The organism is Chryseobacterium sp. HNCC26DJ241 (genome assembly GCF_057180505.1).
Map to the genome: position 1 here is coordinate 1 of NZ_JBXUGL010000083.1, position 722 is coordinate 722.

A 722-nucleotide genomic window follows, 5' to 3' on the forward strand; every position below is an offset into this window, starting at 1 on the left:
ACTTTAGAATTTGATAATAGAAAACGAAAACATTGCTTACGAATCATTTGGAATGCTATTATGTATTTGTTAAAGACGGGTTGTCAGTGGCGATTGTTGCCGGGAGATTTTCCAAAATGGCAGTTGGTGTATTACTATTATTCAAAATGGTCTAATTCGGAGGATTTTGATTTATTGCTTTCAAAATTGCGAGAAAAAGTAAGAATTAAAAGAAATCAAAACAGCGAACCGAGTTTGGGAATTATGGACAGTCAAAGCGTAAGATGGGGAAATAATCGGTCATTAAACGGTTATGACGGAAACAAAAAAGTGAAAGGAATCAAAAGACACGCTATTATGGACAAAAATGGATTTTTATTAGCTATAATGGTTACCGTAGCTAATGTACACGACAGTAAGGCAGTAGAATTTTTAATGAGAACATTAGCTTATTTTTTAAGTCCGATAAAGGTTATTCTCGCAGATGGAGGTTACAGAGGAGAAATTATAGAACAAGTAAAGAATCGTTTTGGGTATTGGATTAACGTGGTTATGAGGAATGATGATAAAAAGGATGGTTTTAAGCCTGTTTCCAAAAGATGGATTATAGAACGTACATTTTCTTGGTTTGATAACGACCGAAGATTATGCAGGAATTATGAACTACTAATGGAAAACTCCGAAAATATGGTCAAATTATCCGCTATAAAAAATTTATTGAACAAAATTTAAACAGGCTCTAA

General features: G+C 33.1%; 1 protein-coding gene. It reads left to right on the forward strand.

What is annotated here, in order from left to right:
* A partial coding sequence (locus tag AC2A1C_RS15830) for an IS5 family transposase (RefSeq protein ID WP_484026899.1) occupies nt 1-711 on the forward strand: 711 nt, incomplete at its 5' end.
* Between the last annotated feature and the right edge of the window lie 11 nt (nt 712-722).